Raw genomic sequence first — 25,248 nt, forward strand, 5'->3', positions numbered from 1 at the left:
CGGCGGCCCGCGAGGGACGCCCGCCGGGCACGGCGGCCCGCGAGGGGCGCCCGCCTGCGGCGCGGCCGGGGCGCGGCCCTAGCCCCGGGCCCCGACCGGCTTGAACAGCCCGCTCGCGCTCGCCACGAGCCCGCCGCCCTCGGCGCGGATCTCCGCCTCGCAGAACAGGATCGACCGACCGGCCCGCACCACCCAGCCCTCGGCCAGGACCGTGCCGTGGCCCGGCGCGAGGAACCGGGTCTGCATGTCGAGGGTCACCACCGGCCGGCCGGCGGTGAGCCGGGCCACCGTCCCCATGGCAATGTCGAGGAGCGTGCAGATCACCCCCCCGTGCGCGATGCCGAGGTTGTTGCCGTGCCGGCGCGCGAGCGCCAGCCGCAGGCGCGTGCGCCCCTCGAACACCCCGAGCGCCTCGATGCCGCACAGGCGCGCGAACGGGATGTCCGCGCCGAAGATCGTCTCCTCGGGGGCGTCGTCCCGCGGCGCCTCGTCCCGTGGCGGTTCCTGGCCGCTCATCCGTCTCCTCCCGTCCCGTGCTGGCGGGACGTATGGGGAGAGTTTGCGGGCCTGGCAATTCGGGGGCGGGCGGCCCGTGGGCCGGCCCCACGGGCCCCGGGCCCCGGGCCCCGCGGGCGCCGGGCCGCCGCTCTTGCCCGGGGCGGCCGATCTGACGTTAGATGACGGCCCGCGAGGGATGCCGGCCCGCGGGGGTTCGGCGTCCCGCCCGCGACCGGTCCGTTTGGGATGCACGCGAGCGATGGCGGCCGACGAGATCCAGCCCGCGCCGGGGAGGCTCCCGGGGCCCAGGCGGCGGGGCCGCGTGAGCCTCCTCGGCCCCGTCCGACGCACGCGCGAGGCGACATGAGCACCCGGCACCGCCTCCCCTTCGTCCGCACCCGCTGGTGGTGGGTGCGCCACGCCCCCGTGCGGGGCGACGGCGGCCGCATCTACGGCGGCGCCGACATCGCGTGCGATTGCGGCGACGCCCACGTCTTCGCGGGCCTCGCGCCCGTGCTGCCCGGGGGCGCCGTCTGGGTCGCGAGCCATCTCGGGCGCACCCGGCAGACCGCCGAGGCCCTCTGGCAGGCCCGCGACTTCTCGCGCGACGGGGCGGCCCCCGTCCTGACGGCCCTGCCGGCCCTCGCCGAGCAGAACCTCGGCGACTGGCAGGGCCAGGACCGGGCCCGCTTCTTCGCCGAGCGCCAGCCGGCGGCGGCGAGCCACTGGTTCGCCCCCGCCGACGAGCGGCCCCCGGGGGGCGAGAGCTTCGCGGAGCTCTGCGACCGGGTGGGCGGCGCCATCCGCGACCTCACCGCCGAGCACCGCGGGGGCGACATCGTGGCGGTGGCCCACGGCGGCACGATCCGCGCCGCGATCGCCCTCGCGCTCGGCCTGCCGCCGCAGGGGGGCCTCGCCTTCGCCATCGAGAACTGCTCGCTCACCCGCCTCGACCACTACGACAGCCCGGAGGGCGCCGGCTGGCGCGTCGGCATGGTCAACGGCCAGCCCTGGCTCGGCGCGGGCCCGGAGGGCGGCGGCCCGCCGGCGTGACCCCTCGGGCACGACGCCGGGGCGTGACCCCGGCGTCGTGCCCGAGGGGGCCCGGGTTCAGGTCTCCAGGAAGACCTCGAACCCGCCGTAGATCATGCGCCGGGCGTCGAACGGCCGGTCGGCCATCGCCTCCTCGAGGCGCGGGTCGGCCATGACCCTGGCGTTGACGGCGTCCCGCTCCGCCCGCGACGCGTAGACGATCCAGGACAGGACCACGGTCTCGTCCTCCCGCGCCTGCACGGCCCGCGGGAACGAGGTGAGCGCGCCGTAGGGCACGTCGTCGGCGAGGCACTCGACGACCGACAGCGCGCCGTGCTCCCGCCAGATCGCCGCGGCCCGGCGCGCCAGGGCCCTGTAGGCCTCGAGCCCCTCCCGGGGGACCGCCACCACGAAACCGTCGACGTAGGTCATGCTCGCCTCGGCCATCCATCGCCACCCGGGGGTCGGAAGCCCCGAGGACGGCGGGCGGGGCCGCGATCCGACAGGTCCGGCACCGGATTTTTTCGACCCCCGCGCGCGGGCCGCGCGGTTGACAACCCGCCCCGGCCCTCCGAACCATGCGCCCGGGCCCCGCGGGAGCCCCGGACAACGACGCGCCCTCGGCGAAGGACGAAGACGGGTGAGGACAACGCTTCTGGCCGCGGCGCTCGCCGCCGCGTGGCAAGGGATCCTGTGGCAAGGGAGCGCGCGCGCGCAGCAGCCCGGTCCGGCCCCGAAACCGGCGATCTCCGACGGCGTGGTGCGGTTCGGCCTCATCCTCGACATGTCGGGGCTCTACGCCGACGTGACCGGGCCCGGCAGCGCCGCGGCCGCCCGCATGGCGGTGGAGGATTTCGGCGGCAAGGTGCTGGGCGCCCCCGTCGAGGTGCTGGTGGCCGACCACCAGAACAAGCCCGACATCGCCGCCGCCACGGCGCGGGCCTGGTTCGACACCGACCGGGTCGACGCGATCCTGGACGTCGCCGCCTCGGCCACCGCCCTCGCGGCCCTCGACGTCGCCAGGGCCAAGAACAAGGTCATCGCCTTCAGCGGCCCCGGCGCCGTGCGGCTGACGAACGAGGCCTGCTCGCCCGTCTCGGTCCACTGGGCCTACGACACCTACGCCCTCGCCAACGCCACCGCCCAGGCCACCGTGAAGGCCGGGGGCACCTCCTGGTTCTTCATCACCGCCGACTACGCCTTCGGCCAGGAGCTGGAGCGGGACGCGAGCGCGGTGGTCAGGGCCAACGGCGGCACGGTCGCGGGCGGCGTGCGGGCGCCGATCAACACCGCCGACTTCTCCTCCTTCCTGCTCCAGGCCCAGGCCTCCGGCGCCAAGGTGGTGGGGCTGGCCAATGCCGGCAACGACACCACCAACGCCATCAAGCAGGCGGCCGAGTTCGGCCTGACCCAGGGCGGCCAGACGCTCGCGGGGCTCCTCGTCTACATCTCCGACGTCCACAGCCTCGGCCTCAAGGCGACGCAGGGCATGTTCCTGACGGAGGGCTTCTACTGGGACCTGAACGACGAGACCCGCGCCTGGTCGAAGCGCTACTTCGACCGCGTGGGCAAGATGCCCAACATGTCCCAGGCCGGCGTCTACTCGACGGTGACGCACTACCTCAAGGCCGTCCGGCACGCCGGCACCGACGAGACCGGGGCCGTGATGAAGGCCATGCGCGAGACGCCCGTCGACGACTTCTACGCCCGCGGCGGGCGCATCCGCGAGGACGGCCGCATGGTCCACGACATGTACCTGTTCCAAGTCAAGAAGCCCGAGGAATCGACGGGCCCCTGGGACCTCTACCGCCTCGTCGCCACGGTGCCGGGCGACCAGGCCTTCCAGCCGCTCTCGGCCTCCCGCTGCCCCCTGGTGAGGAAGTGAGCCCGCGCTGGCGCCGCCGCCCCGCGGGCTCGACCTGGGGGGATTTCGGTCCCGACGACGAGCTCGGCCGCCTCAACCTGCTCACCCCCGAGAAGGTGCGCCAGGGCGTGGCCGAGGTGCGCGAGGGGCTGACCTTCTGCCTCAGCCTGCCCCTCGACTACCCGGGCGGCAACGTGCTGAACCCCCGCCGCCACCCGCCGCAGATCCGCCCGACCGTGCGGGCGTCCGGGCGGCCCAACATGAACTTCCCGGTCTGCGAGGAGGTGGCGGACGCCACCGACGTGATCAGCGACGACCTCGCGGTGCTGCACCTGCAGTACTCGACGCAGTGGGACAGCCTCGCGCATGTCGGCTCCCTGTTCGACGCGCAGGGCGACGGCACGCGGCGCCCGGTCTACTACAACGGCTTCCGGGCCGGCTCCGACATCACCGGCCCGTCGACCCCCGGGGAGGCGGGCCGGCCCTCCCGCGCCAGGGCGCTCGGCGTCGAGCGGCTGGCGGAGCGCGGGATGCAGGGCCGCGGCGTGATGATCGACCTGCACGCGCATCTGGGCGAGGCCCGCCGGGCCGTCGGCTACGACGCGCTGCGCGGCATCCTCGAGGCCGACGGCGTCGTGGTCGAGCCCGGCGACATGGTCTGCCTGCACACGGGCTTCGCCGAGCGGCTGCTCGGCATGGGGCGGGCCCCCGACCCGGAGGTGGTGCACGGCCTCGGCGCCGGCCTCGACGGGCGCGACGGGCGGCTCCTCAACTGGATCACCGATTCGGGCCTGTGCGCCCTCATCGCCGACAACTACGCGGTCGAGGTCCACCCGGCCCTGCCGGCGCCGGCGGAGGGCTGCTGCGCCACCCTGCCGCTCCACGAGCACTGCCTGTTCCGCCTCGGGGTCAACCTCGGCGAGCTCTGGCACCTGACCCCGCTCGCCGCCTGGCTCAGGGCCCGCGGCCGCCACCGCTTCCTCCTCACCGCCCCGCCCCTGCGGCTGCCCGGCGCCGTCGGCTCGCCGACGACGCCGATCGCCACCGTGTAGGAGCCCCGCGCCGGATGACCGCCCCGCCCCGCCTGTTCGAGCCCGTCAGCCTCCGGGACGTGTCCCTGCGCAACCGCGTCGTCGTCCCGCCGATGTGCCAGTACTCGGCCGAGCACGGGATCGCGGGGGATTACCACCTCGTCCATTACGGCCGCTTCGCCCTCGGGGGCGCCGGCCTCGTCATCCTGGAGGCGACCGCGGTGGTGCCGGAGGGGCGCATCACCCACGGCGACCTCGGCCTGTGGTCGCCGGACCACGGCGCGGCCCTCGCCCGGGTGGCCGCCTTCCTGCGGGCGAACGGCGCGGCGGCCGGGATCCAGCTCGCCCATGCGGGCCGCAAGGCCAGCATGCAGCGGCCCTGGGAGGGCAACGGCCCGCTCTCGCCCGACGACGTCGCCCGCGGCGACGCGCCCTGGCCCGTCGTCGCCCCGAGCCCGATCCCCCTGGACGAGGGCTGGCTGATGCCGACGGCGCTGACGCCGGCCGCCATGGCGGACCTCGTCGCCGCCTTCGCGGCGGCGGCGCGCCGGGCGGAGGCGGCCGGCTTCGACGTGATCGAGCTGCACGCCGCCCACGGCTACCTGCTGCACGCCTTCCTGTCGCCGCTCTCGAACCGGCGCGAGGACGCCTACGGGGGCGACCGCGCCGGGCGGATGCGCTTCCCCCTCGCGGTGGCGCGGGCCCTGCGCGAGGCCTGGCCGGCGGGCAAGCCGCTCTTCGTGCGGGTCTCGGCGGTGGACGGCCTGGAGGGCGGCCTCACCCTCGAGGACACGCTCGCCTTCGCGCACGCCCTCAAGGGGCTCGGCGCCGACGTGATCGACTGCTCCTCGGGCGGCCTCGCCGGCTCGGCCACCGCCGCCCGGGTGCGGCGCGACTACGGCTTCCAGGTCGGCTTCGCCGAGCGGATCCGGCGGGAGACCGGCCTTGCCACCATGGCGGTCGGGCTCATCGTCGATCCCCGCCAGGCCGAGGCGGTGGTGGCGCAGGGGCGCGCCGACCTCGTCGCCGTCGGCCGCGAATCCCTCGCCGACCCGAACTGGGCGCTCCGGGCCCGCACGGAGTTCGCGGCCTGGCCGCGGCAGGCCGGCTGGTGGCTGGAGCGCCGCGCCCGGGACATCGAGCGCCTGGGCCCCTGGCGGCCGGCCTGACGGCGCTTCCCCCGATCGCCACCCGAGCAGGAGAACCACATGAGCGAGATCGCGGTCGTCGGCGCCGGCCTGATGGGGCACGGCATCGCCCTGGTGCTGGCGCTCGGGGGGCATGCCGTGCGGCTCACCGACAGCCGCCCCGAGACCCTCGCGCGGGTGCCGGAGCTGATGGCCTCGGCCCTCGACACCCTGCGGGAGGCGGGCGCCGTCGCGGCGGAATGGACGCCCGAGCGCCTCGGCCGCGCCGTGCGCCTCACGCCCGACCTCGGCGAGACCGTCGCGGGGGCGGAGCTCGTCATCGAGGCGATCACCGAGAACCCGGAGGCCAAGCGCGCCCTCTTCGGCGAGCTCGACCGCCTCTGCGGCCCCGAGACCAGGATCGCCAGCAACACGAGCTACCTCGACGTCTTCCCGCTGATCCCGGAGGCGCGCCAGGCCCGGGCGCTGGTGATGCACTGGTACACGCCCCCCTACATCGTCGACCTCGTCGACGTGGTGCCGGGGCCCCGCACCGACCCGGCGGTGATCGAGGAGGCGCGCCGGCTGGTGCTCGGCCTCGGCCAGGTGCCGATCGTGCTCGCGCGCTTCATCCCGGGCTACGTCGCCAACCGGATCCAGTCGGCGATCTCGGCCGAGGTCTACCACCTGCTCGACGAGGGCATCGCCTCGGCGCGGGAGATCGACGACGCCATCGTGCACGGGCTCGCGCTGCGCATCCCGATCCTCGGCCACCTCGCCAAGGCGGACTTCACCGGAATCGAGCTCCTGCGCCACGCCCTCGCCAACGCCAGCTACAGCCCGCCCGCCGCCCGCACGCAATCCGCGTCCATCGACGCGCTCGTGGCCGAGGGCCGCACCGGCGTGATGGCGGGCCGCGGCTTCTTCGACTGGGGCGGGCGCGACCCGGCCGAGCTGTTCCGCGACCGCGACCGGCGGCTGCTGGCCCTCAAGCAGGCGATGCGGCAGGTCGGCCGGATGGAGGGGCGCTGACGGCGCGCGGGCCGGACGGCGCCCGGTCGATTTCGCCCGAAGCGGTGCTATAAACGGAGCGCGCCGCGGCGCGGTTCCGGAGACCCGAGGGCCCATGTTCGACTTCCCGGTCCTGTTCGGCGACATCGGCGGCACCAACGCGCGCTTCGCCGTGCAGGAGGCGCCCGGCGCCGAGACGGTGCTGCTCGCCCACGCGCAGACCGCCGCCTACCCGGACCCGAGCGCGGCGATCCGGGACGCCCTCTCGGCGGGCCGGACCGCGGCCCCGCGCTCGGCCATCCTGGCGGTGGCGGCGCGGGTCGACGGGCCGGCCGTGCACCTCACCAACGCCCACTGGGTGATCGAGGGGGCGGCCATCGGCCGGGACCTCGGGCTCTCGACCTGCGCGGTCGTCAACGACTACGTGCCGGTCGCGGCCGGCGCCGCCGCCCTCGACCCGGCGGGCGAGGACCGGCACGTCCTGGCCCAGGTCGGGCCGGTGCTGCGCCCGAAGGGCGGCGCCCGGCTGGTGCTCGGCCCCGGCACCGGCTTCGGCGCCGCCGCCCTGGTGCCGTACGGCGAGCAGCTGGCCATCGTGTCGACCGAGGCCGGGCACACGGATTTCGGGCCGAGCGACGAGGCCGAGGCCGCCCTGTGGCCGCGGCTCGCGCGCATCGAGGGCCGCATCACCGTCGAGGCCCTGCTCTCGGGCCCGGGGCTGGCGCGGCTCTACGCGGGCCTGGGCGGCGGGGAGGCGAGCCCGCCGGAGATCACCGAGCGGGGCCTCTCCGGCGAGGACCCGGTGGCCCGGGAGACCCTCGCGCTGTTCGCCAAGCTCCTCGGGCGCCTGTGCGGCGACCTCGCCCTCACCTTCCTGGCCACCGGCGGGGTCTATCTCGGCGGCGGCATCGCGCCCCGCATCCTCCCGGTGCTGGCCGAGGGCGCCTTCCGGCAGGCCTTCACCCGCAAGCCGCCCTTCGTGGCGCAGATGGAGCAGATCCCGACCTGCGTCATCACGGTCGCCGACCCGGCGCTGGCCGGGCTCTCGGCGCTGGCCTGCCAGCCGACGCGCTTCGCCTACGACGGGCAGGTCTGGCGGGCCTGACCGGCGCCGCGACGAGCGGCGCGGCGACGACCGGCGCACGCCCTGGTCACGACGCGAGCCCGTAGACCGCGTCCCCGAGGCGGCGGACGACCGTGCCGGCCTGCGCGCGCTTCCAGAGCCGGGTGTTGAGCGCCGCCACCGGGTCGTGGCCCGGCAGGGTCAGGCCGCGGGCGGCGAGCCGCTCCCAGATCTCGGCGGCGTGCATCGGCCGGCCGGCGGCCGACAGGATCTCCACCGCCGCCTCCATCAGCCGCCGCCCCTCCTGGCGCGCCGTGCCGCCGGCCTCGGGATCCGGCGGGAGCGGGGCGGGCTCCGCCCGGGGCGCCGGCCCGGGGGGCGCGGCGGGCGCGGGCCGGGCGAGCCGGCGCCCGAGGTCGAGGTAGGCCTCGTGCTCGGCGATGGCCCGGTCGAGCGCCGCGCGCTGGCGCCGCAGCTCGTCCAGCCGGGCCTCCGCCTCCGCCTCCGTCAGGAACGTGGCGCCCCGCTCCGTGGAATATTCCATTCCGAAACCTCACCCGGGGCTTCATTCCGAGTACCGGAGAATAGGAATATTCCGCAAAACCGCAAGCGCGCCCGTGGCGCCCGGGCGCCCCTCAGGCGGCGCCGGCCCCCGCCGCCGGGGCCTTGCGGCGGACGGGCTTGGGCGGCACCAGGAGGGTGCCCGGATCGGCCGGCAGCAGCTGCATGCCGGCCTCGTCCAGGCTGACCGGCAGCTTCGGGAACACCTCCTTGAGGTGCGCCACGTCGGCCTTGAAGGCCTGGCGGAAGCTGCGCAGGGAGGCGTTGTCGGCGCCGAACTGCTTGTGGACGATGTCCCAGGAGAGCCGCAGGGGGCGCTGGAGGGCGCGCAGGCGGTAGCCGACCCAGAACAGCAGGTCGAGCTTGCGGGCCGAGCCCGAGAAGGCGCGGGCGGCCCGGATGTCGACCGGCAGGGCGTGCTTGATCAGGTTGTCGTAGAAATCCTGGTGGAACTGCACGCTCTTCGACCAGGCCGTGCCGTCCTGGCCGCCGGCGCGCCAGAGGTCGAGCTGGCGGAAGGGCGGCATGGTGATGGTGGAGGAGCGGGACTGCCCGTCCCAGAGGCCGATCTGCATGGTGCAGGCGGCGAGCCGGTGGAGCTGCTCCTTGAACTGCCGGATGGTGCCGCGCTCGCCCCCGGTGACGGCGAACCCCATCTCGCGCATGAAGCCCGACAGGCTGTCGGCGACCGCGATCGTGGGGCTGCGCTGGCGCACCGCCTCGGTGCAGAGGTGCAGCAGCACCAGCCGGGCCTTCGGGCCGTAGGGCAGGCCCTGGAGCTCCATCTGGCCGCTGGCGGGGTTCTTCAGGCGGCCCGCCAGGATGCTGAGCGTGTTGCGGCCGTATTCCCGAAAGAATTCCCGGCTGTCGCCGGGGTCGCGGTAGGGCAGGCCGCAGAGCGCCAGCACGGAATGGATGTGCTGGATCGTGTCGGGCGTGGTCGGCTCGGCCTCGAGCACGACCCGCACGGCGTCGCGCCGGCGCTGGTCGCGCCCCATGCCGGCGCGGGCCTGCGCCCGGCGGCCGCTCTCGCTGCGCTCGGCGTCGCGCAGGGCCTGCCGGTGGGCGATGTGCTCGACGATGACGGCGAACAGGAAGCCTCCCCGCGCCGCCTCCAGCTCGGCGCGCAGGTCCTCGTCGTGGATCGCCGCGATCTTGGCCTCGATGCTCATGCCTGGACGCCGTTCCCGGGTCGGCGCGCTTCCCGCCGGACCCACACCCAATCCTTCATGCACGATTCCGCTCCCGGGATTCCGGCCCCGGGTCCCGGTTATCCCAAGATTCCCGAGACTCATCCCCATGATCCTTAGCCCATGATCCTCGCCCGCGGTCCTCGCCGACGATCCTCGAGCCGGGGGCGCCCGCCCCCGGCCCGAGCGCCCGGGGAGGTTTCGATCCCCGTGGGCCCGGGTTCGCCCGGACGGCCCCGCCCGGCACCGGCGCGCCCGAACCCGGCGCGCAGGCCCTCCGGCCGGGGACCGGCCCTCCCCGTCCGGCGAGCGGTTCCCCCCGGGGCTCCTCCGCCTTGCCCGCGGCCCTGTGGGCCGGCCCGGCGGCATCGTGGGCCGCCCGGCGGGGCTTGACCGCCGGCCCCGGCCCGGCGGCCCCGTGCACGGCCTTGTGGGGCCGGCGTGGATGCTCTGTGGGCCTGGCCGTGCACGGCCCTGTGGGTCGGGCCGTGGACTCCCTGTGGGCCGGGCCGTGGACGGTCCTGTGCACGGTCCTGTGGGCAGCCGGTCGACGGGCCGGTGGGCAACCCCGCGCAGACCTCGATACGGGGGCGGACCGGAGGCGCGACGGGCACGCAGAGTTCGATACGCGGGACCGGATCCGAAACGCCCGGATTCCGAGGGGCCGGGGACGGGCCGGCGCCGAATCCGATGCGCGACGACGCCGAATCCGATGCGCCGCGGGCCGGAATCCCCGCAGAATCCCATGCGGGTCCCCGCAGAGTCCCATGCGCCGGCACGCAGACCCGGATGCGCGATCACCCCTCAAGCCCATGGAATACCAGGGCGATTCGCCTCTCCATATAATCCACATAACCGACTCTCTGAGAATCCATGACTGATAAGTCGCCTATAGGGCCGAGATCATGTTCGTTTTGAAGAACGATCTTCGAGGGCTTCCGAGACCTCTGGATACAGGGTTAGGCCAATCGGAATTTTGGGAATAAGCGAGGTTCTTCCGCGGGTCGGCCTCGTCCGCCCCGCCGCGGCCCCGGCGCTTCCGCGTGCCGCCGCCTGCGCCTATGACCGGGCCTCCGGCGCCCGCGGCGCTGCCCGTCGAGACCGAAACGGACCCGAGCATGGCCCCGATCGAGCGGCTTCTCCTGATCATGGCGCGCCTGCGCGACCCCGAGACCGGCTGTCCCTGGGACCTGCGGCAGAGCTTCGCGAGCATCGTCCCCTACACGATCGAGGAGGCCTACGAGGTCGCCGACGCGGTCGACCGGGGCGACCTCGACGACCTGCGCGACGAGCTCGGCGACCTCCTGTTCCAGGTCGTGTTCCAGTCCCGGCTCGCCGAGGAGGCCGGCGCCTTCGGGTTCGACGACGTCGCGTCCGCCATCGCCGACAAGATGGTGCGCCGCCACCCCCACGTCTTCGGCGAGGGCCCGGCCCTCGACCCCGCCGCCGTGGCGGCGCAGTGGGAGGCGATCAAGGCGCAGGAACGGGCCGGCAAGGCCCGGAAGGCCGAAGCGGCCCAGGCTCCGGCGGGCGCCGGCGCGGCGGCGGAGCGCGGCACGCTCGCGGGCGTGCCGCTCGCCCTGCCGGCCCTCACCCGGGCCGAGAAGGTCTCCCGCAAGGCCGCGGCGGTGGGGTTCGACTGGCCCGACGCGGCGCAGGTCGTCGCCAAGGTGCGGGAGGAGACCGACGAGGTCGCCGAGGCCCTGGCGCAGGGCGACCCGGAGGCCCTGGCCGAGGAGATCGGCGACCTCCTGTTCTCGGTGGCCAACCTCGCCCGCCACGCCCGGGTCGACCCGGAGGAGGCCCTGCGCCGGGCGATCGTGAAGTTCCGGCGCCGGTTCGCCGCGATGGAGGACGAGGTCTCCCGCGAGGGCCGCACCCTGCCGGAGGCCGGCCTCGCCGCCATGGAGGAGGCCTGGGCGCGGGTGAAGCGGCGGGAGGGCTGACGGGCGCCCCGGATCCCGGACGCGCCTCCCCGGGGCGCCCGGCGGCTCCCGGGCCGTCGATGCGCGCCGGACGCGCCGGGCCCTGCTCGGGACGGCGGCCCGGAGACCTTTGCGGGCGACGCGTCCACCACCCCCTTGACCCGTGCGCCTGCGTGAGAGAATTTCTCGAATATGGGAATTTTTCACGAAGGCGGCGATCCGCCTCCGGGCGAGGCCGCGCCGGAGGCCCGCGCGACGGCGATCGACCTGCGCCTCGCGGCCCGGCTCGCCGGGCTGCGCCGGGAGCGCGGCCTGTCCCTGGAGGAGCTCGCGGCGGCGAGCGGCATCAGCCGCGCCACCCTCTCGCGCCTCGAGCGCGGCGACACCAGCCCGACCGCCTCCCTGCTCGGCCGCCTCTGCACCGTCTACGGCCGGCCGATGTCGCGGCTGCTCGCCGAGGTGGAGGCCGACCCGGCCCGCCTCGTCCGCCGCGACGACCAGAGCGTCTGGGTCGATCCCGAGACGGGGTTTCGCCGCCGCAGCGTCTCGCCCCCGGCCCACGGCTTCCTGGCCGAGCTCGTGGCCGGGGAGCTGCCGGCCGGGGCCTCCATCGCCTACGCGGCGCCGCCGGTCGGGGGGCTCGAGCACCATCTCTGGATGCTGGAGGGCCTCCTCGACCTCACGCTCGACGGCGCCACCCACCGGCTCCGGCCCGGCGACGCCCTGCGCTACCACCTCTCGGGCCCGTCCCGCTTCGCCAGCCCGGGCCCGGCCGAGGCCCGCTACCTGATCGCGCTCTGCCGCCCCTGACCATGGCCGCCCCGATGACCCCTGCCCCGACGACCCCTGCCCCGACGCCGCCTCTCCCGACCGCGCCGGTCGAGGAGGCCTCCCCCGAGTCCGTGCCGGCGATGCTGCCCGACCTCGCCGCCCTGCTGCACGCCTGCGTGCTCGACGGCGCCAGCATCGGCTTCGTCCTGCCCTTCGGGCTCCCCGAGGCGGAGGCCTTCTGGCGCGACGGGCTGCCGGCGCTCCGGCGCGGCGAGCGCCGGCTCCTGGTGGCCCGCGACGGGGGCCGGCTCGTCGGCACCGCGCAGGTCGGCCTCGCCGCGCCGCCCAACGGCCGGCACCGGGCCGAGATCACCAAGGTGCTGGTGCATCCCGGGCACCGCCGCCGGGGCCTCGGCCGCGACCTGATGCGGGCCGCCGAGGCCGTGGCGGTCGCGGCCGGGCGCCGCCTGCTCATCCTCGACACCCGCCAGGACGATGCCGGCGAGGCGCTCTACCGGGCGCTCGGCTTCGCGGTCACCGGCGTGGTGCCGGGCTACGCCTGCTCGCCGCACGGCGTGCCCGAGCCCTGCACCTTCATGCACAAGCTGCTGGCCTGAGCGCGCCCGGGATCCCCGCCGCGGCGTCCCCGCGACTCCGCCGGACCGGCCCGCGGTGCCCTCCTGGCGCAACGCCAACCCGGCCGCGCCGGCCGGCGGCGGGCCCCCGGGTCCGGCGGCGTCCCGCGGCGGGCCGGGACCGGAAGCCGCGCACGTCCTCCCCTTGCGTCGCCGCGGGGCCGTGGGCCATCGTCGCGCCGGCGGCCCCCGCGGCCGGTCGTGGAGAAACTCGATGAGATTCGCGAAGATTGGCCGCGCCCTCGCGGCGGGGGCGGGCCTGCTGCTGGCGGCGGGCGCGCAGGCGCAGGACGCCGCCGTGTCCGAGCAGATCGTCGACACGATGAACGCGCTCTGGGGCCGGCACCCCGGCCTGCGGGCGAACCACGCCAAGGGCGTGGTGGTCGAGGGCTCGTTCACGCCGAGCGCCGAGGCCGCGGCCCTCAGCAAGGCGTCCGTGTTCCGGGGACCGGCGGTGCCGGTGACGGTGCGGTTCTCGGACGCGACCGGCGTGCCGGCGATGCCGGACGGCGACCCGAACGCCAAGCCGCACGGCCTCGCGATCAAGTTCGCCCCCGCGGACGGGGCCGAGATGGACGTGGTGACGAACTCGCTGAAGTTCTTCCCCGTCGCCACGCCCGAGGAGTTCCGCGACCTCCTGCAGGCCGCGCAGGCCGCCGGCGGCGGCAACCCGGCTTCCCTGCAGGCGTTCGTCGCCGGCCACCCGGCGGTGCCGAAGGCGAGCGCCGCCATCGCGACCCCGTCGAGCCTCGCCCGGCAGGTCTACAACGGCGTCAACGCCTTCGTGCTCGTCGACGCGGCCGGCAAGCGCACGCCGTTCCGCTACCGCTTCGTGCCGACGGCCGGCGCCGACCTGCTGCCGCCCGAGGAGGCCGGCAAGCGCCCGCCGCGCTTCCTGATGGAGGAGCTGCCGGCGCGGCTGGCCAAGGCGCCCGTCTCCTTCACGGTGATGGCCCAGCTCGCCGGCCCGGGCGACTCGACCCGGGACGCCACGATCCCCTGGCCGGAGGACCGGCGCCTCGTCGACCTCGGCACGCTCACCCTGACGAGGGCGGTGCCGGACAGTGCCGCGGCCGAGAAGGCGCTCCTGTTCCTGCCGAACAACCTGCCGGAGGGCGTCGAGGTCTCGGACGACCCCCTGATCGACGCGCGGGTGCAGACCTACGCGATCTCGTTCGGGCGGCGGTCGCAATAGGGCTCCGGTCGGGCGGGATCCGCGCGGGCCGCGCCCGTGCCGGGAGGCGCGGCTCCGGGCCCCCGTCCCGGTCGCGGGGCCGGCACCGGACCGGCGTCGACGCGCCGAGCCCGGGATCCCGCCGGAGGCCCGCCCGGCGCCTGCCGCCTTGGCGGCCGGGGAGCCTCAGCCCCCCGCCCCCTTCAGCCGCCGCGCGGCCCCGAACCGGTTGAGGAAGCGCGGCTCCTTCTCGGGCGCGACCCGCACCACGAGGTGGAGCGCGCCGGACGCGTCCTCCCGGCGGTCGAGGATCTCGGCGTTCTCGTAGAGCCAGTGCAGCTCGGCGCCCTGGGCGGGATCGAGGATCACCGCGAAGCTCGCGCGGGTCGCGGCGATGCGAGCCTCGATGCGGGCGAGCAGGCGGTCGACGCCCTCGCCCGTCAGCGCCGAGAGCAGGACCGGCTTCGTGCCGGCCTGGCGGCTGAGGTTGAGGAGGCGCTCGCGGTCCGGCGCGTCGAGCAGGTCGGCCTTGTTCCAGACCTCGATGATGCGGTCGGTATCCGGCGCGATGCCGAGCGCGGCCAGCACCTCCCCGACATCCTCCCCCTGCGCCTGGGTGTCCTCGTGGGCGATGTCGCGGACGTGGAGCAGGATGTCGGCCACGATCACGTCCTCGAGCGTCGCCCGGAAGGCGGCGATCAGCATGGTGGGGAGGTCCGAGATGAAGCCGACCGTGTCGGACAGGATCGCGGTCTCGCCGTGGGGCAGCCCGATCGCCCGCGCGGTGGGGTCGAGGGTGGCGAACAGCATGTTCTCGGCCAGCACCTCGGCCCGGGTGAGGCGGTTGAACAGCGTCGACTTGCCGGCGTTGGTGTAGCCGACCAGCGCCACGATCGGGTACGGCACCCGGCGCCGGCTCCGCCGGTGCAGGCCGCGGGTGCGGGTGACGGTCTCGAGGTCGCGCTCGATCCGGGTCATGCGCTCCTGGATCATGCGCCGGTCGGCCTCGATCTGGGTCTCGCCCGGGCCGCCGAGGAAGCCGAAGCCGCCGCGCTGGCGCTCCAGGTGGGTCCAGGAGCGCACGAGCCGGCTCCTCTGGTAGGCGAGGTGCGCGTGCTCGACCTGGAGCGCGCCCTCGCGGGTCGAGGCGCGGCGGCCAAAAATCTCCAGGATCAGGCCGGTGCGGTCGATGACCTTGACGCCCCAGGCCTTCTCCAGGTTGCGCTGCTGCACCGGCGAGAGGGCGCAATCCATCACCACGAGGCGGACCGCGTCGGCCTCGATGCGCCCGGCGATCTCCTCCACCCGCCCCTTGCCGAGGTAGGTCGAGGGCCGGATGGCCTGGATCGCGAGGAGCAGCCGGTCGACGACGTCGAGGTCGATGGCGCGCGCGAGGCCGACCGCCTCGTCGAGCCGGGCGCCCGCGGGGCGCGGCTCCGCCCCGGCCGCGTCGCGGCGGCTCGCGTAGGGCCCGACCACGAGCGTGCGTGTCTCGGCCGCGACCGTGCCTTCCGGCTCGGCCCGGCGCTGCAGGCGGATCTCGCCCGGTGTCCGCGGTTCCATCCTGGGGTCCGACCTCTTCCTACCCGGCGGGGTGTCGGCAAGAGGTTGGATGGCGGGCGCCCGCAATCAAGCGGGCGCGCGCGATGATTCGCGGCCCGGGACCAGGGGTCACGCCTTCTCGGCCCCCTCCTCGCCCTGCTCGAACAGCTGCACGGGATGGCCCGGCATGATCGTCGAGATCGCGTGCTTGTAGACGAGCTGCGAGTGCCCGTCGCGCCGCAGCAGGACGCAGAAGTTGTCGAACCAGGTCACGACCCCCTGCAGCTTCACGCCATTGACCAGGAAGATCGTCAGCGGAATCTTGTTCTTACGAACGTGATTGAGGAAGGTGTCCTGCAGATTCTGAGCGCGTTCGCCCGCCATTCTTCTTGTCCTTAGTGAACCCGCTGCCGGTCCCGGGTGACGGGTTGGTCCGTGATTCTCGTGCGGGACGCGCGGCGCGCGACCCTGGGCCCGGCCCCTCCATTACACGGTGAAGCTCGCCCGGGCGCAAGGGGCCTGCGGCCGCCGGGGCCCGCCCCGGGTCCCGAAACCCGCCCCGGCGCGCGGCCCTGTCGCGTCCGCGCCACACAGCGGCCCCGGGAGCCTCGGGCCCCGCCGCGAGGTCACGCGCCGATGCCCAGCGACTTGAGCTTGCGGTGCAGGGCCGAGCGCTCCATGCCGATGAACTCGGCGGTGCGGGAGATGTTGCCGGAGAAGCGGGCGATCTGCGCCACCAGGTACTCGCGCTCGAAGATCTCCCGGGCCTCGCGCAGGGCGAGGCTCATCAGCTTCTCGCCGCCGGCGCCGCTCGGGGTCGTGGGCACGAGCGCCCCGACCTCGCTCGGCAGCATCTCGGTCGTCACCTCGGTCTCGGGGTCGCCCTGGGTGAGGATCATCAGGCGCTCGACGTTGTTGCGCAGCTGGCGGACGTTGCCGGGCCAGTCGTGCGACTGCAGCACCGCCATGGCGTCGGCGGCGATGCGCCGCTGCGGCAGGCCGGTGGCGGCCGAGATCTGCTCCATGAAGAAGCCGATCAGCTCGGGCACGTCCTCCCGGCGCTCGGCGAGGGAGGGCACCCGGATCGGCACCACGCTGAGGCGGTGGAACAGGTCCTCGCGGAAGCGGCCCGCCGCGATCTCCTCGGCGAGGTCGCGGGACGAGGACGAGATGATGCGCACGTCGACGTGGACCCGGGTGGTGCCGCCGACCCGCTGGAAGTTCTGGTCGACCAGCACCCGCAGGATGCGGTTCTGGGTCTCGCGGGGCATGTCCGCGACCTCGTCGATGTAGAGGCTGCCGCCGTGGGCCTCCTCCAGCGCCCCGACCCGGCGCGAGCGCCCGTCCGCGGCCTCGACCCCGAACAGCTCCGCCTCCATGGTCTCGGGCGTGATGGTGGCGGCGTTGATCACCACGAAGGGCCCGTTCGCCCGGGCCGACGTCGCGTGGATGGTGCGGGCCGAGAGCTCCTTGCCGGAGCCCGGCGCGCCGGCGATCAGCACCCGGGCGTTGGTGGGCGCCACGCGCTCGACGGTCTGGCGCAGCTGGTTGGCCGCCACCGAGGCGCCCACGATCCGGCTCGCCTGGCCCGAGCGGGCCCTGAGGTCGCGCACCTCGCGCTTGAGCCGCGAGGCCTCGAGCGCCCGCTCGGCCACCAGGATCAGCCGGTCGGCCTTGAACGGCTTCTCGATGAAATCGTAGGCGCCCGCCTTGATGGCCGAGACCGCGGTCTCGATGTTGCCGTGGCCCGAGATCATCACCACCGGCAGGTCGGGGGCCTGCGCCTTCACGACGTCGAGCACCTGGAGCCCGTCGAGGCGCGAGCCCTGGAGCCAGATGTCGAGGAAGACGAGGTGGGGCCGGCGCGCCTCGATGGCCGCCAGCGCCTCGTCGGAGGAGCCGGCCGTGCGGGTGCGGTGGCCCTCGTCGTCGAGGATGCCGGCCACGAGCTCGCGGATGTCGGCCTCGTCATCGACGATCAGAATGTCGGTGCTCATGGCTCACGCCTCCCCGCGATGCGGGTGGCAAGTCCGCCGGCTCGCACCCTGTCCTGGTGATGGTCGATGGCGCGCGGGCCCGCCCTGGCGGGCCGGCCGGCGCCGGTGAGAGGAGCACACCTCACGAGGCCGCGCCCTCCCGGGCGGGGACCCCGCCCGCCGCCCGGTCGCCGCCGCGGGTCCCGCCGGCCGCCCCGTCGGTCCCGTCGCGCCGCAGCTCCCGCAGGACGCGCATGCGCACCTGCCCGCCGCGCCCGTCCGGGTTGTCGTTCAGCTCGATGCCGCCGCCGTGCTCTTCCAAGACCTTGCTCACGATCGCCAATCCGAGGCCCGTGCCGCCCTCGCGGGTCGTCATATAGGGTTCGAGCAGCCGCTGGCGCCCTTCGGTGGGGAATCCCTTGCCGTTGTCGGTGATCTCGATCACCACGCCGTCGCCCTCCTCGCACAGGCGCAGGGCGATCCGGCCCTGGCCGCGCACGTCCTCCGGCACGGCCTGCACGGCCTCGACGGCGTTCTTGAGGATGTTGGTGACCGCCTGCGACAGCAGGCGCGTGTCGAAGGCGGCGCTGACCCGGGGGCCCTCGTCCACCATCGTGAAGGCGATGTCGGGATGCGCCACCCGCATCATGAACAGGTTCTGCTTCACGATCTCGGTCAGGTCGTTGCGGGCGATCGCCGGCTTGGGCATGCGAGCGAACGACGAGAACTCGTCCACCATCCGCTTGATGTCGTCGACCTGCCGCACGATCGTGGCGGTGCACTGGTCGAACACCTCCTTGTCGGTGGTGATGACCTTGCCGTACTTGCGCCGGATGCGCTCGGCCGAGAGCTGGATCGGGGTCAGCGGGTTCTTGATCTCGTGGGCGATGCGGCGCGCCACGTCGGCCCAGGCGGAGGTGCGCTGGGCCGCCACGAGGTCGGTGATGTCGTCGAGGGTGACGACGTAGCCGCGGTCGCCCCCCGGCGCCTGCTCGCTCGTCACCCGCACGTCGATGGTGCGCTCGCGGCCGGTGCGGGTGATCTGGATCTGCTGCTGGGTCGGGCGCACCCGGGTCTCGGCGTCGCCGAGGAGCGCGCCGAGCTCCGGCACGGCGGCCGCGAGGGGCTGCCCGACGAGGTCGCCGGTCGTGCGCCCCAGCATCCGCTCCGTGGACGGGTTGGCGATGGTGATGAGTCCGCGCCCGTCGACGCCGATCACCCCGGCCGGCACCCCGGCGAGCACGGCCTCGGTGAAGCGGCGGCGGCGGTCGATCTGGTCGCTCTGGTCGAGGAGCGTGGCGCGCTGGCGGCTCAGCTCCTGGGTCATCTTGTTGAAGCTCTCGCCGAGGTGCTGGAGGTCGCCCTCCGTCTTCCGGAACGGCACCTGGGCGTAGTAGTTGCCCGAGGCGACCTGGTCGGCGGCGTTGATGAGGCGGCGGATCGGGGCCACGAAGCGGTTGGCGAAGTTCAGCCCGAACCACACCGCCGAGAGCAGCGCGATCAGGGCGATCAGCGCGAACATGGTGGCGAAGGCGATCTGCACGCTGCGCCGCCCGGCGTCGATGGTCAGGAACTCGGCCGCGGCGGCCCGCGACACGCCCGGGAACTCGACCGCGAGGCGCGTGACCTCGCGCTCCACCAGCAGGAACGAATCCTCGTAGGCCGGCATCTTCACGAGCGTGCCGAACACCCGGCCCTCCCGGGGCAGCAGGCAGGTGGCGTCCGGGGACTTGGCGGCCTCCTCGAAGTCGTTGGCCGAGGGCAGCGGCGGGTCCTTCAGCACGTCGATGTTGGCCCGCGCCACGGTCTCCTGCGGCGAGCGCATGATCCGGGCGACCGGCAGGCCGAGCGAGGTCGCCCGGGCGGTCAGGAAGGTCTCGAACCAGGCGCGCTCGACCTCGAAGGCCGGCCGGGCCCGGGTCAGGTCGTCCGAGAGGATGCGGGCCTCGCGGGCGAGGCTCTGGCACTGGTTCGTCAGGTAGGCGTCGGCGACGTCGACGGACATCAGCACGACGCTGCGCATCCGGTCCGAGAACCAGGGCGAGAGGCCGCGCTCCAGGGTGATCGAGGCCACCACCGCGAGGAGCACGGTGGGCAGGGTGGCGATGAGGCTGAACAGCCCGACGATCCGGGTGTGCAGCCGCGCCACCGCGGCGTTCCCCCGCCGGGCGCGCAGGAAGACCCGGGCCTCCCAGGCGATCACCACGATCAGCAGCACGACCAGGGCGACGTTGCTCAGGAGCAGCGTCACCACGACCACGTGGGTCGGGGCGATGCCGGTGGCGCCGACCAGGATCAGGAAGGTGGCGAGCGCCAGGGCGAGCGCGACGATGACCACGAGGGCGCCGAACCAGCCCGGTCCCCGCGGCGCCGCGTCCCGGCGCGGCACCGCGCTCCCGGGCGGCACCGCGCTCTCGCGCGGCGCGGTGCTCCCGCGCGGCGCGGTGCTCCCGCGCGGCGCGGTCTCCGGACCTGGTCCGGGGCGAGGGCCGGCGGCGCCGGAGGGGAGCGCCGGTTCCCGGGCGCGTCGCGAAAACAGCATCCGTGATGCAAGGCCACTACACTGTGGCGAAATTAATACGGAGCCGTGGCGGCGCAATCAGACGTTGATCATCCCGCGTCGATCCTCCCGGAGGCGCGCCGGAGCGGCCCCGTCGCCGCCCCCGGCCGGGGGCGGCCGGACCCGGGGCGGCGAACAGGCCGGCCCGTCAGGCGGCCTGGGGCGAGCGGGCGCGGCGGACCACCGGCTTCTGGCCGAGGCCGATGCTCTTGGCGAGCTCGGAGCGCTGGGCGGCGTAGTTCGCCGCCACCATGGGGTAGTCCGGCGGCAGGCCCCACTTCTGGCGGTACTGCTCGGGGGTGAGCCCGCGGCCGGCCAGATGCCGCTTCAGGGTCCGGTAGCGGCGCCCGTCCTCCAGGCTGATCAAGTAATCCGGCGTCACGGTCTTCTTGATCGGCACGGGCGGGCTCAGGCGCTCGGGCTCCGCCGCCGCCGGCGTGCCCAGCCGCGCCACGGCGTCGTGAACGCTCCGGATCAAACCCGACAGCTCGCCCACCGGCACGCTGTTGTTCGACACGTAGGCCGACACGATGTCGGACACCAGATCAATCATTTGAGGCATCTCGGTCTGGTCAACGGCACTCATGTGCGATCCTCGAAAGTGCGAGCCCCCACTCACTCTGATGGATGTTACGCCAGTCTCCGTCAATCGCAAGGTGTCAGGTTCGACCAACGAGGGATATCTGGCTGTGGACCGGTGCATTTCGTAGGGTCATGCGCTGGGGCAGGGCCGCCGGATTGACGAAACACCTCCGCGGCCGGGGCCGGGGGCCGCGAGACCTGCGGGCTTGCCGGACCTTCCCGGATGGTTACGAAAACGCGTGCAGGATCAATCGGATATGAGGAGCGCCGGGAGGCCGCGCCGCGCCCGCGCCGTCCCGGCAGGTGTGTTGCCGTCGTGGCGCCGTCGTGCGGCCAACTAACGCTGCGTCAGGTTGCCAAGAGCAAAAAACGCGCGACCACGTTGCCTTGATTTAACACTTTATGGTCAGAGATCCGTTGAGAAAACCCGCTATAGCGGGTGCTCGAGCCGGGCACGAGGGGCGGGATCGAAGTCCTATCCGCGGCGGCGGCGCGCACGAGACCCGGACCGGCAATGCCGCACCGGTCAGGCAAGGAGAGGCGCGCTCGAGCGCGCGGCGGCCGACTCGCCGGGACTGCGCCGCGGGGCCGCGAGACTTGGGAAGATCTTCGCCGGGAGCGTCCGGGCGGGCATCCCACCGGGCCGGGATCCCCGGAAGACCGGGTTCCAATGGATTTACAATCTGAAATTGTATCTCGTCGATTGCGGCCCGCACCCGGCCGGGTCGCCCCCGCGTGCGCCGGGCGGCCGGTCCGCCCGCCCGTCGCGGAGGCGGGCGTCCGGCGCCCGATGCGGCGAAATGCCTCGTGAGCCGCCCCCGCCTCCGCGGAGCGCGGGACCCCGCGCCGAGGCCCTGCGCGCCCGGGCGCCCGGGAGATCCCGATCGGGGTCGTGAGGACGCTACCGCGGGGTCCGGAAGACGCTACCGCGGGGTCCGGAAGACCTGGAGATCGAGGTCGCGCACCTTCTTGCGCAGGGTGTTGCGGTTCACCCCGAGCAGCTCCGCGGCGCGGATCTGGTTGCCGCGGGTGGCCGCCAGGGCCGCGCCGATCAGCGGCCCCTCGATCTCGCGCAGGACGCGGTGGTAGAGGCCGGGCGGCGGCAGGCTGTCGCGGTAGCCGGAGAAGTACTCCGACAGGTGCCGCTCCACCGCCGCCGACAGCCCCTCGGCCTCGGCCCCGCCCTTGCGGGACTGTCCCTGCGAGGGCGCGGCGAGGGGCAGCGTGTCGAGCTCGGCCTCGATCACCGGCCCGGTGATCGTCTCCTGCGGGTAGAGCGCGGCGAGGCGCCGGACGAGGTTCTCGAGCTCGCGGACGTTGCCGGGCCAGCGGTAGCGCTTGAGCCGCTCCATGGCGTCGCCGTCGAGCTGCTTGCGGGTCAGGCCCTCGCGCTCGACCAGCACGAAGAAGTGCCGGATCAGGTCGGGCACGTCCTCCGAGCGCTCGCGCAGGGCCGGCAGGCGCAGCGGCACCACGTTGAGGCGGAAGAACAGGTCCTCGCGGAAGATGCCCTGCTGGATCGAGATGCGCAGGTCCTTGTTGGTCGCCGCGATGATCCGCACGTTGGTCTTGATCGGCACGCGCCCGCCGACGGTGGTGTACTCGCCCTGCTGGAGCACCCGCAGCAGGCGGGTCTGGGCCTCCATCGGCATGTCGCCGATCTCGTCGAGGAACAGGGTCCCGCCCTCGGCCTGCTCGAAGCGGCCGGCCGAGCGGGCGGTGGCCCCGGTGAAGGCCCCCTTCTCGTGGCCGAACAGCTCGGACTCGATCAGGTCGCGGGGGATCGCCGCCATGTTGACCGGCACGAACGGCCCGGCGCGGCGGCGGCCGTAATCGTGGAGCGCGCGCGCCACCAGCTCCTTGCCGGTGCCCGACTCGCCGGTGATCATCACCGTGAGGTCGGTGGGCATCAGGCGGGCGAGCGAGCGGTAGATCTCCTGCATGGCGGGCGAGCGCCCGACGAGGGGGATGTCCTCGTTCTCGGGCGCGGCGCCGGGCGCCGCGGCGCCGCGGGGGCGCGACAGGGCCCGCCCGACGATCGCCGTCAGCTCCTTCAGGTCGAAGGGCTTGGGCAGGTACTCGTAGGCGCCGCGCTCGGAAGCCCGGATCGCCGTCATGAAGGTGTTCTGGGCGCTCATCACGATGATGGGCAGGTCCGGCCGCACCCGCTTGATCCGCGGCAGCAGGTCGAAGGCGTTCTCGTCGGGCATCACCACGTCGGTGATGACGAGGTCCCCCTCTCCCTGCGCCACCCAGCGCCACAGGGTGGCGGCGTTGCCGGTCGAGCGCACCTCGTAGCCGGCGCGAGACAACGCCTGGTTGAGCACGGTGCGGATGGCGGCGTCGTCGTCCGCGACGATGATGTGTCCGTTGGGCATGGGGCTACTCGGTGTCGGGAGACGATTCGCGCCCGTCGCGGGCGTGCGACATGGGCAGGAGGACCCGGAAGGTGGTGCGGCGGGGCGCGGGGTCGCACTCGACGATGCCGCCGTGGTCGCCCACGATCTTGGCCACCAGCGCGAGGCCGAGGCCGCTCCCCTGCGCCTTCGTGGTCACGAAGGGGTCGAACAGGTCGGGCAGGAGCTCGGCGCTGACGCCCGGGCCGTTGTCGCGCACCGCGACCTCGATCGGCAGGCTGACGCGCTCGCGCGAGCCCGGCACCTGGAGGCGCAGTCCCGTGCGGAAGGCCGTCGAGAGGGTGATCTCGCCGTCGACCGCGTCGGCGCCGATCGCCTCGGCGGCGTTCTTGACGAGGTTCAGGATCACCTGGACGAGCTGGTCGCGGTTGCCCAGCACCGGCGGCAGGGACGGGTCGTAGTTCTCGACGAAGCGGATGTGGCGGGCGAAGCCCGACTGGGCCGAGCGCTTCACCTGGTCGAGGATGCCGTGGACGTTGACCGGCCCGCGCTCCACCGGGCGCTCGTCGCCGAAGAGCTCCATGCGCTCGACGAGGCGCACGATGCGGTCCGACTCGTCGCAGATGAGCCGCGTGAGCAGGCGGTCGTCCTCGCCGGCCGACTGCTCGAGGAGCTGGGCCGCCCCCCGGATGCCGGCGAGCGGGTTCTTGATCTCGTGGGCCAGCATCGCGCCGAGGGCCACCATCGAGCGGGCCGCGCCCCGGTGGGTGAGCTGGCGGTTCATCTTGTCGGCGATGGTGCGCTCCTGGAGCATCAGCACCACGAGGTCGTCGTCGAGGTGGGTCGCGAACACGTCGACGCTGCGCTCCACCCCGGAGCGCGGCGAGGCGAGCTCGACCCGGTACTCGCTGACGCTGGCGCGGCGCCGGCGCACCTCGTTCACGAGGGCGATGATCGGCGAGGAGAACGGGATGATGTCGCGCAGGCGCTGGCGCTGCATCAGGCGGCGCGAGTGGTCGAAGAAGTGCTCCGCCGCCATGTTGACCTGGAGGATGCGCTCGTCCGGCCCGATGGTCAGCACCGGCAGCGGCAGGGCGTTGATGATCATCTCGCTCGTGGGTGCGCTCATGGCAGGCGCCCTCCCGGGGCGGGCGCGGGCTGTCCGGGGTGCGGGGGCCGCAGGGGCATCGCTCATCCTCATGCCGCCTGCGACGCAGACGGTGCCGCCTGCGCCCCGGGCGCCTCGAAGGCGCGCCGCAGGAGACGGAGCGCCTCGTCCGGATCGGTGGTGGTGACGAGCCGGGCGCGCTCGGCGGGCGCGAGGCCGCCGGCGTGGTCGGCGTAGGCCGCGAGGTGCTTGCGCGCGTGGCGCACGCCCATCCGGGCGCCGTAGAGCGCGAGGAGCCCGGCATAGTGCTCGGCCGCGAGCTCCGCCCGCGCGGCGGCGTCCGGCTCCGGCGCCGCCCGCCCCGACAGGCCCGCCGCGATCGCGCCGACGAGCCAGGGCCGCCCGACGGCCGCCCGCCCGACCATCACGGCGGCGGCGCCCGAGGCCGCCAGGCAGGCGCGGGCGTCGCCGAGGCTCGCCACGTCGCCGTTGGCCACCACCGGGATGCCGACCGCCGCGACCACGGCGCGGATCGCCGCCCAGTCGGCGCGGCCGGTGTAGAATTGCTGCCGGGTGCGGCCGTGCACCGTGACGGCGGCGTAGCCGAGCGCCTCCGCCCGCCGGGCGAGGTCGGGCGCGTTGAGGCGGGCGTGGTCCCAGCCGAGCCGCATCTTGACGGTGACCGGCACCGCCACCGCCCCGCGCACCGCCGCGAGGATGCGGGCGGCGTGGTCGAGGTCGCGCATCAGGGCGGAGCCCGCCTGCCCGCCCGTCACGGCCTTGGCCGGGCAGCCCATGTTGACGTCGATCACGTCGGCGCCGTTGGCCTCGGCCAGCCGCGCGCCCTCCGCCATCCAGCCCGGGTCGCAGCCGGCGAGCTGCACCACGTGCGGCAGCACCCCCTCGCCCTCGGCCCGCAGGCGGGCCTCCTCGGCGCCGCGGGCGAGATCCTCCGCCGCCACCATCTCGGAGACGGTGGCGGTGGCGCCGAGCCGGCGCGCGATGCGGCGCATGTGCAGGTCGGTGACGCCCGACAGCGGGGCGAGCAGGGCCCCGCGCGGGGTCGACGGCGAGGCGGGCGGCAGCGCTGCCACCCCTGCCCTCGCACCCGCGGCGCTCAAATAATGGTCACTCGTCATTCTGCCCAACAAATAGCCAAAAACCCGCCGTTAGCAAGCGGCGTTCGGCTCGGCCGCCGGTTTGATTTCGTCGCAGGCATCCCCGTCAGCGCCTGCCGGGAT

General features: G+C 74.5%; 22 protein-coding genes. 10 read left to right on the forward strand and 12 right to left on the reverse strand.

The window, feature by feature from the left end; genetic code table 11:
* Window positions 1-78: 78 nt before the first annotated feature.
* On the reverse strand, window positions 79-516 hold the full coding sequence (locus tag DT057_RS15795) for a PaaI family thioesterase (protein WP_128563063.1): 438 nt from the start codon (window positions 514-516) through the stop codon (window positions 79-81).
* A gap of 345 nt (window positions 517-861) precedes the next feature.
* Between DT057_RS15795 and DT057_RS15800 the strand changes: the two genes are divergently transcribed.
* Window positions 862-1,551 (forward strand): histidine phosphatase family protein, encoded by a 690-nt coding sequence (locus tag DT057_RS15800; protein ID WP_128563064.1) that lies wholly within the window; start codon window positions 862-864, stop codon window positions 1,549-1,551.
* A gap of 57 nt (window positions 1,552-1,608) precedes the next feature.
* On the opposite strand, the gene DT057_RS15805 is transcribed toward DT057_RS15800, so the two are convergent.
* Entirely contained in the window at window positions 1,609-1,962 is a 354-nt protein-coding gene (locus DT057_RS15805) for a DUF1428 domain-containing protein (protein WP_128563109.1), read from the reverse strand.
* Window positions 1,963-2,170: 208 nt separating this feature from the next.
* Here DT057_RS15805 and DT057_RS15810 point away from each other — a divergent pair, with 208 nt between their 5' ends.
* The 5 genes from DT057_RS15810 to DT057_RS15830 all read left to right on the forward strand — a co-directional run bounded on the left by DT057_RS15810 (window position 2,171) and on the right by DT057_RS15830 (window position 7,668).
* Complete coding sequence (locus tag DT057_RS15810) at window positions 2,171-3,415, forward strand: ABC transporter substrate-binding protein (protein ID WP_128563065.1); 1,245 nt, start codon at window positions 2,171-2,173, stop codon at window positions 3,413-3,415.
* Complete coding sequence (locus DT057_RS15815) at window positions 3,412-4,446, forward strand: cyclase family protein (RefSeq protein ID WP_128563066.1); 1,035 nt, start codon at window positions 3,412-3,414, stop codon at window positions 4,444-4,446. Before DT057_RS15810 ends, DT057_RS15815 begins: the two co-directional genes overlap by 4 nt.
* A gap of 14 nt (window positions 4,447-4,460) precedes the next feature.
* Window positions 4,461-5,594, forward strand: coding sequence for an NADH:flavin oxidoreductase/NADH oxidase (locus DT057_RS15820; protein ID WP_128563067.1), 1,134 nt, complete (start codon window positions 4,461-4,463; stop codon window positions 5,592-5,594).
* 39 nt (window positions 5,595-5,633) lie between these two features.
* Window positions 5,634-6,584, forward strand: coding sequence for a 3-hydroxyacyl-CoA dehydrogenase family protein (locus DT057_RS15825; RefSeq protein ID WP_128563068.1), 951 nt, complete (start codon window positions 5,634-5,636; stop codon window positions 6,582-6,584).
* A 94-nt stretch (window positions 6,585-6,678) separates the two neighbouring features.
* Complete coding sequence (locus DT057_RS15830) at window positions 6,679-7,668, forward strand: glucokinase (protein WP_128563069.1); 990 nt, start codon at window positions 6,679-6,681, stop codon at window positions 7,666-7,668.
* Window positions 7,669-7,714: 46 nt separating this feature from the next.
* On the opposite strand, the gene DT057_RS15835 is transcribed toward DT057_RS15830, so the two are convergent.
* A complete protein-coding gene (locus tag DT057_RS15835; RefSeq protein ID WP_128563070.1) occupies window positions 7,715-8,170 on the reverse strand; it encodes a winged helix-turn-helix domain-containing protein in 456 nt (151 codons plus the stop codon).
* Window positions 8,171-8,261: 91 nt separating this feature from the next.
* Window positions 8,262-9,359, reverse strand: coding sequence for a replication protein RepA (locus tag DT057_RS15840; RefSeq protein ID WP_128563071.1), 1,098 nt, complete (start codon window positions 9,357-9,359; stop codon window positions 8,262-8,264).
* A 1,136-nt stretch (window positions 9,360-10,495) separates the two neighbouring features.
* Here DT057_RS15840 and mazG point away from each other — a divergent pair.
* The 4 genes from mazG to DT057_RS15865 all read left to right on the forward strand — a co-directional run bounded on the left by mazG (window position 10,496) and on the right by DT057_RS15865 (window position 13,903).
* On the forward strand, window positions 10,496-11,323 hold the full coding sequence (mazG, locus tag DT057_RS15850) for a nucleoside triphosphate pyrophosphohydrolase (protein WP_128563073.1): 828 nt from the start codon (window positions 10,496-10,498) through the stop codon (window positions 11,321-11,323).
* A 171-nt stretch (window positions 11,324-11,494) separates the two neighbouring features.
* Complete coding sequence (locus tag DT057_RS15855; RefSeq protein WP_128563074.1) at window positions 11,495-12,112, forward strand: helix-turn-helix domain-containing protein; 618 nt, start codon at window positions 11,495-11,497, stop codon at window positions 12,110-12,112.
* 14 nt (window positions 12,113-12,126) lie between these two features.
* Window positions 12,127-12,690, forward strand: a complete 564-nt coding sequence (locus DT057_RS15860) for a GNAT family N-acetyltransferase (protein WP_128563075.1) — start codon at window positions 12,127-12,129, stop codon at window positions 12,688-12,690.
* 232 nt (window positions 12,691-12,922) lie between these two features.
* Entirely contained in the window at window positions 12,923-13,903 is a 981-nt protein-coding gene (locus DT057_RS15865; RefSeq protein ID WP_128563076.1) for a catalase family peroxidase, read from the forward strand.
* Between the two features lie 165 nt (window positions 13,904-14,068).
* On the opposite strand, the gene hflX is transcribed toward DT057_RS15865, so the two are convergent.
* The 8 genes from hflX to dusB form a co-directional block, all read right to left on the reverse strand.
* Entirely contained in the window at window positions 14,069-15,445 is a 1,377-nt protein-coding gene (gene hflX / locus DT057_RS15870; protein WP_128563077.1) for a GTPase HflX, read from the reverse strand.
* A gap of 108 nt (window positions 15,446-15,553) precedes the next feature.
* Window positions 15,554-15,808: an RNA chaperone Hfq gene (gene hfq / locus DT057_RS15875; RefSeq protein ID WP_048429571.1), complete on the reverse strand. Its 255-nt coding sequence runs from the start codon at window positions 15,806-15,808 to the stop codon at window positions 15,554-15,556.
* 242 nt (window positions 15,809-16,050) lie between these two features.
* Window positions 16,051-17,421 carry a nitrogen assimilation response regulator NtrX gene (gene ntrX / locus DT057_RS15880; RefSeq protein ID WP_128563078.1) on the reverse strand — a complete coding sequence of 457 codons (1,371 nt, stop codon included), beginning with the start codon at window positions 17,419-17,421 and terminating at the stop codon, window positions 16,051-16,053.
* Between the two features lie 121 nt (window positions 17,422-17,542).
* Window positions 17,543-19,807, reverse strand: coding sequence for a sensor histidine kinase NtrY-like (locus tag DT057_RS15885; RefSeq protein ID WP_238312950.1), 2,265 nt, complete (start codon window positions 19,805-19,807; stop codon window positions 17,543-17,545).
* Between the two features lie 301 nt (window positions 19,808-20,108).
* Window positions 20,109-20,546: a Ros/MucR family transcriptional regulator gene (locus DT057_RS15890; protein ID WP_128563080.1), complete on the reverse strand. Its 438-nt coding sequence runs from the start codon at window positions 20,544-20,546 to the stop codon at window positions 20,109-20,111.
* A 919-nt stretch (window positions 20,547-21,465) separates the two neighbouring features.
* Window positions 21,466-22,920, reverse strand: coding sequence for a nitrogen regulation protein NR(I) (gene ntrC / locus DT057_RS15895; protein ID WP_128563081.1), 1,455 nt, complete (start codon window positions 22,918-22,920; stop codon window positions 21,466-21,468).
* 4 nt (window positions 22,921-22,924) lie between these two features.
* Window positions 22,925-24,028, reverse strand: a complete 1,104-nt coding sequence (locus tag DT057_RS15900) for a two-component system sensor histidine kinase NtrB (protein ID WP_128563082.1) — start codon at window positions 24,026-24,028, stop codon at window positions 22,925-22,927.
* Window positions 24,029-24,096: 68 nt separating this feature from the next.
* Window positions 24,097-25,146, reverse strand: coding sequence for a tRNA dihydrouridine synthase DusB (gene dusB, locus DT057_RS15905; protein ID WP_128563083.1), 1,050 nt, complete (start codon window positions 25,144-25,146; stop codon window positions 24,097-24,099).
* Window positions 25,147-25,248 lie beyond the last annotated feature (102 nt).

Origin of the sequence: Methylobacterium crusticola, from assembly GCF_003574465.1 — a bacterium.
Taxonomy (GTDB): Bacteria; Pseudomonadota; Alphaproteobacteria; order Rhizobiales; family Beijerinckiaceae; genus Methylobacterium; species Methylobacterium crusticola.

Coding starts and splice junctions, on each gene's coding strand:
- DT057_RS15795 (WP_128563063.1), bottom strand. CDS start 516: ATGAGCGGCCAGGAACCGCCACGGGACGAGGCGCCGCGGGACGACGCC.
- DT057_RS15800 (WP_128563064.1), top strand. CDS start 862: ATGAGCACCCGGCACCGCCTCCCCTTCGTCCGCACCCGCTGGTGGTGG.
- DT057_RS15805 (WP_128563109.1), bottom strand. CDS start 1,962: ATGACCTACGTCGACGGTTTCGTGGTGGCGGTCCCCCGGGAGGGGCTC.
- DT057_RS15820 (WP_128563067.1), top strand. CDS start 4,461: ATGACCGCCCCGCCCCGCCTGTTCGAGCCCGTCAGCCTCCGGGACGTG.
- DT057_RS15825 (WP_128563068.1), top strand. CDS start 5,634: ATGAGCGAGATCGCGGTCGTCGGCGCCGGCCTGATGGGGCACGGCATC.
- DT057_RS15830 (WP_128563069.1), top strand. CDS start 6,679: ATGTTCGACTTCCCGGTCCTGTTCGGCGACATCGGCGGCACCAACGCG.
- DT057_RS15835 (WP_128563070.1), bottom strand. CDS start 8,170: ATGGAATATTCCACGGAGCGGGGCGCCACGTTCCTGACGGAGGCGGAG.
- DT057_RS15840 (WP_128563071.1), bottom strand. CDS start 9,359: ATGAGCATCGAGGCCAAGATCGCGGCGATCCACGACGAGGACCTGCGC.
- mazG (WP_128563073.1), top strand. CDS start 10,496: ATGGCCCCGATCGAGCGGCTTCTCCTGATCATGGCGCGCCTGCGCGAC.
- DT057_RS15855 (WP_128563074.1), top strand. CDS start 11,495: ATGGGAATTTTTCACGAAGGCGGCGATCCGCCTCCGGGCGAGGCCGCG.
- DT057_RS15860 (WP_128563075.1), top strand. CDS start 12,127: ATGACCCCTGCCCCGACGACCCCTGCCCCGACGCCGCCTCTCCCGACC.
- DT057_RS15865 (WP_128563076.1), top strand. CDS start 12,923: ATGAGATTCGCGAAGATTGGCCGCGCCCTCGCGGCGGGGGCGGGCCTG.
- hflX (WP_128563077.1), bottom strand. CDS start 15,445: ATGGAACCGCGGACACCGGGCGAGATCCGCCTGCAGCGCCGGGCCGAG.
- hfq (WP_048429571.1), bottom strand. CDS start 15,808: ATGGCGGGCGAACGCGCTCAGAATCTGCAGGACACCTTCCTCAATCAC.
- ntrX (WP_128563078.1), bottom strand. CDS start 17,421: ATGAGCACCGACATTCTGATCGTCGATGACGAGGCCGACATCCGCGAG.
- DT057_RS15890 (WP_128563080.1), bottom strand. CDS start 20,546: ATGAGTGCCGTTGACCAGACCGAGATGCCTCAAATGATTGATCTGGTG.
- ntrC (WP_128563081.1), bottom strand. CDS start 22,920: ATGCCCAACGGACACATCATCGTCGCGGACGACGACGCCGCCATCCGC.
- DT057_RS15900 (WP_128563082.1), bottom strand. CDS start 24,028: ATGAGCGCACCCACGAGCGAGATGATCATCAACGCCCTGCCGCTGCCG.
- dusB (WP_128563083.1), bottom strand. CDS start 25,146: ATGACGAGTGACCATTATTTGAGCGCCGCGGGTGCGAGGGCAGGGGTG.